The 4518-nt window shown below is 36.2% G+C and carries 1 protein-coding gene and 1 pseudogene; both read left to right on the top strand.

All coding sequences use genetic code 11. The features are described 5' to 3' along the window. Nucleotides 1–312 precede the first annotated feature (312 nt). Nucleotides 313–3772: pseudogene (locus tag AFK68_RS44650) on the top strand (PAS domain S-box protein); the annotation flags it as partial. A 9-nt stretch (nucleotides 3773–3781) separates the two neighbouring features. Next, complete coding sequence (locus AFK68_RS09085; protein ID WP_246844080.1) at nucleotides 3782–4381, top strand: EAL domain-containing protein; 600 nt, start codon at nucleotides 3782–3784, stop codon at nucleotides 4379–4381. The last annotated feature ends 137 nt before the right edge of the window (nucleotides 4382–4518 follow it).

Raw genomic sequence — 4518 nt, 5'->3', positions numbered from 1 at the left:
TTATAATACCAATTTTAGAAAATTTTATAACAGTCACGGAAAACCCTAACTAGGAATACTTAACTGGTAGCTAGAAAAGAGAAGTATACAAAAAAGGTTAAATTATTACAATTGTTACGATGTCTAAACTTTTCGGCTGCAAAGAGGAATCATAGATTCATAAATAATTACCTTTTTTGCATTTTCTATCAAACAAATCAACTTTGCCATATTCTACTAGCAGTTGAGAAACCTTTTGATACCTGAGCTGAAGTAGTAAATTATCACAAAATCCCTAATCAAAATATAAAAGTTAGAAAAACAGTAATAACAATGTGGCAACTAATAGCAAATATATTTTACCCTGGGCAATTTATACCAAAGGGCCAATGCTATCTTTGGAACTCAGGGTTAATCTGGCTAAACGCTAGCTCAGACGCATTAATAGCAATAGCTTACTACTCTATAGCTATTATCTTAGTTTACTCGCTGTATCAACGACAGAATAGATTGATTCTTGGGGCTTTCATCAGTTTTTGTGGTACAACCCACTTAATGGAAGTTTGGACTTTGTGGCATCCTGCTTATTGGATATCAGTTGGTATTAAAGGAATTACAGCTATACTTTCTCTATATATATCAATAAGATTTTTTTCCCTAATTCCGCTGGCACTAACATTACCTAATCCAGCAAAATTAAAAGCGACTAACGAAAGTTTAGAATCAGAAATTCAACAGTGCCAAAAGACTCAAATAGCACTACGAAAAAGTGAAACTCGCTATCGAGCTATAGTCGAAGACCAAACAGAATTGATTTGTCGTTTTTATCAAGGCGGAATATTGACTTTTGTCAACGATGCTTGTTGTCGCTACTTTGATAAAACACCAGAAGAGTTGATAGGAATAAGTTTTTATCAGTTTCTTACATCTGTACAGGTGGCAAAACTCCAACAACAATTAGATATCCTGACACCAGAACAACCTGTAGCCACCTATGAACAAATGGTAGAAATGGAGAGTGGAGAGCGCAAGTGGCAAGAGTGGACGAATCGAGCAATATTTGATGAATACGATAACTTAGTAGAATACCAAGGAGTGGGACGAGATATTACTGCTATCAGAGAGAGCGAAAGACGCTTTCGAGCTATTTTTAACCAAACATTTCAATTTATTGGACTTCTTAAACCTGATGGTACTATCTTGGAAGCTAATCAGACATTTTTAGATTTTGCTGATGCCAAACATCAAGATATTATCGGTAAATATTTTTGGGAAGCGCAGTTGTGGTTAGCTGTAGATGATGAGGAAAACCCTCAAGATATAGGAACTAAATATAAAGTTGCCCAAGCACAAATTAGAGAAGCGATCGCTAAAGCAGCTCAAGGTGAATTTGTTCGTTATGAAATGATGGTAGTTGGTAAAGAACACGAAGTTATGACAGTAGATTTTTCCCTCAAACCAGTTTTTGATGAACTGGGAGATGTGGTATTGTTAATTCCTGAAGGTCGTGATATTACTGATCGCAAATACGCTGAACAAAAACTTTCTACTTTTAATACTCAACTAGAAAAAAGAGTTCTAGAGCAAACTGAGCAATTAAAGTTGGCTAATCAAGCTCTAAAAAATCAGGTTCGTCTCCAGCGAGTTATAGCAGAACTTAGTCAAAAAGCTTTGGCGGGTATAGATATTTCTGTGCTGATGGATGAAATAGTAACAATAGTTGCCCAAACATTAGATGTAGAATATTCTGACATTCTGGAATTGCGCAATGATGAAAATGCTTTCTTGTTACGAGCAGGTTTTGGTTGGCGAGAAGGAGTTGTAGGTAATTTTGTCCTAGATATTAATAGTGATTCTCAAGCAGCTTATACCTTACGTTCATCTCAACCTATAATTGTTGAAGACCTGCGTAAAGAAGAAAGATTTAGAGACAATGTTCTGCTAAACGACTATCAAGTTCTTTCAGGAATTAGTGTAATTATTCTCGATCGGGAGAAACCTTTTGGAATAGTGGGAGTATATAGTAAGAGGAGGTGGTGGTTGAGTGAGGATGATGTATATTTTCTACAAGCAGTTGCTAATCTACTAGCTACAGCGATCGAAAGACGAGAAACGGAGGATGCTCTTAAGTCAAGCGAAGAAAATTTCCGGCAAATGGCAGAAAATATTCGAGAAATATTTTGGATCGCCAGCCTAGACAAAAGTGAGTTAATCTATATTAGTCCTGGTTTTGAAGATATTTGGGGTCGCTCTGTCAAAGATTTATATGAACAGGTAGGAAGAATTAGTGATAGTATTCATCCACTAGACAAGGATCTATTTGCGGCATCTTTTGAGAAACAAAGTCGGGGTGAGTTTACCAACGATGAATATAGAATTGTACGACCTGATGGTGAAATGCGTTGGATTTGGACTCGTGCTTTTCCTGTTCGTAATGAAAGTGGAGAAATTTATCGTACTGTCGGCATTTCCGAAGATATTACAGAACGCAAAAAAATAGAGTTGGCTTTGTTCCAGGAAAAAGAAAAAGTTCAAACTACATTAAAATCAATTGGCGATGGGGTGATTACTACGGACAAAAATGGTCATGTAGATTATCTAAATCCAATGGCTGAAAAAATGATTGGATGGGAATTAGCAGCAGCTAGGGGTAAATCTCTAACTGAGATTTTGCAAATTATTGATGAAGTAACAGGCACACCGATGGAGAACCCGGTAGATATAGTTTTCCGAGAACAGCGAATAGTTAGTTTTGCTAATAATATTATTTTGGTAGCCCGTGATGGTCAAGAATATGCCATAGAAGATTCAGCAGCTCTAATTAAAACAGAAGAGAATCAAATATTGGGGGCCGTGTTAGTGTTTCGGGATGTGACAGACAAACGCAAGTTGACAAATCAAATATCTTGGCAAGCTCAACATGATTCTTTAACAGGGTTGTTAAACCGTCGGGAATTTGAGAAATACTTAGATAATTGTTTGGTGACTGTGCAGGAAAACAATCAAGAACATACTCTTGCTTATATAGACTTAGATCGATTCAAAATAGTTAATGATACTTGTGGTCATCAAGCAGGAGATGAATTGTTGCGCCAAGTCAGCACCTTGTTAAATTCTGTATGTCGCAAATCGGATATTGTAGCTCGTCTCGGTGGCGATGAATTTGGCTTACTATTATTACAATGTACAATGAATAATGCTGAAGAACTGGTGCAAGAATTGATTGATCGCCTCCAGCAGTTTCGGTTTGCCTGGGAGGGGAAAAGTTTTAATATTGGTATGAGCGTTGGTTTGGTGGCTATTAACCAAGAAAGTCTCAATAACTCTGGTGAGAAGGATAGTAATGTACTGCTGAGTGCTGCTGATGCTGCTTGTTATATTGCTAAAAATCAAGGTCGAAATTGTTATCATGTTTATCAAACTGACGATCAAGATGTGCCACAGCAAAAAAATACTCTACATTGGGTGACAAAAATTCATCAAGCTTGTGAAGAAAACCTTTTCTGTTTGTATTACCAAGCTGTTGCACCTTTGTCAGACTCCTATTTGAGTAAGTTTTATTATGAAATCTTGCTACGCTTGAAAGATGAAACAGGTAAGATCATTCCACCTATGGCATTCCTTCCAGCAGCAGAACGATATCATCTGAACCCAATGATTGACCGTTGGGTGATTAAAAACTTTTTGAAATATTTATCAGAGGTTAAAGGTCAATTGCAACCATCTTTTACAAATAAGGATGATGAAATATTTCTGAGGCAAACACCTAACAATTCAGGGGAGGTTATTTATGNTGAACCCAATGATTGACCGTTGGGTGATTAAAAACTTTTTGAAATATTTATCAGAGGTTAAAGGTCAATTGCAACCATCTTTTACAAATAAGGATGATGAAATATTTCTGAGGCAAACACCTAACAATTCAGGGGAGGTTATTTATGGGATTAATATATCTGGCGAAACTGTTAATGACAAGGAGTTTATTACTTTTTTGCAAGAGCAATTTGCCAGATTTAATATTTCTCCACAAACAGTTTGCTTTGAGCTGACAGAAACAGTGGCAATGGCTAATTTGTCTCAAACTGCTTTGTTAATTAAACAACTTAAACATTTGGGTTGTCGCTTTGCTCTAGATGATTTTGGTGGTGGGGTTTCTTCTTTTACTTACTTGAAAAATTTACCTGTAGATTACTTAAAAATTGATGGCAGTTTTGTTAAGGATATTGTCAATGACCCCATAGATTATGCCATAGTCGAGGGGATGAACAATATTAGTCATGTGATGGGTTTAGAGACGATCGCTGAGTTGGTGAGCGATCGTGGGATATTGGACAAAGTTAAGGCTATTGGAATTAACTATGGTCAAGGTTATGGAGTTGCTTATCCACAACCGTTAGATTAGACCTCAGTAGGGGAATAATGGATAATGGATAATTAATAATTGATAATTGATAATAGAGTTGTTGGGAAATAACTTAGATTACAAAAAAAATAAAATGAAAACAGATATATTTAGTTAGTGATTTTATTATTTATGCT

The organism is Hydrocoleum sp. CS-953 (assembly GCF_002260545.1).
Taxonomy (GTDB): Bacteria; Cyanobacteriota; Cyanobacteriia; order Cyanobacteriales; family Microcoleaceae; genus Trichodesmium.
The sequence above is the reverse complement of the archived record's forward strand: the minus strand, read 5'-3'. Positions and strand labels throughout refer to the sequence as shown.

Excerpts from the sequence above, each read along its gene's own strand:
- AFK68_RS09085 (WP_246844080.1), top strand. The coding sequence starts at position 3,782 with ATGATTGACCGTTGGGTGATTAAAAACTTTTTGAAATATTTATCAGAG.